Below are 295 nucleotides of genomic sequence, written 5' to 3'. Positions count from 1 at the left end.
TGCCGAACCGAACAGCACCGTAACCCTGACCGATGGCAACGGTAATCCGATCGGCCAGGTAACGGCCGATGGCAGCGGCAACTGGAGCTTCACGCCAGGCACAGCGCTGCCTACAGGTACCGTGGTCAATGCCACGGCGAGCGACGTGGCCGGCAACACCAGCCCGGCCGCGACGGTTACTGTCGATTCCAGCGCGCCAGCGGCGCCAGTCATCAACCCGAGCAATGGCACTACGATCAGCGGCACCGCCGAAGCCGGCAGCACCGTGACCCTGACCGACGCTGGCGGCAACCCG

At 66.8% G+C, this 295-nt stretch carries 1 protein-coding gene; it reads left to right on the top strand.

Annotated features, from left to right (window positions below; all coding sequences use genetic code 11):
- Positions 1–295, top strand: a 295-nt coding sequence (locus ACLEJP_RS25570; protein WP_440810928.1) for an Ig-like domain-containing protein, incomplete at both ends; no start/stop codon positions are given.

Origin of the sequence: Pseudomonas sp. SMV7 (assembly GCF_052041995.1) — a bacterium.
In the GTDB taxonomy this organism is placed as follows: domain Bacteria; phylum Pseudomonadota; class Gammaproteobacteria; order Pseudomonadales; family Pseudomonadaceae; genus Aquipseudomonas.
This window is presented reverse-complemented; position numbering and strand designations above follow the sequence as displayed.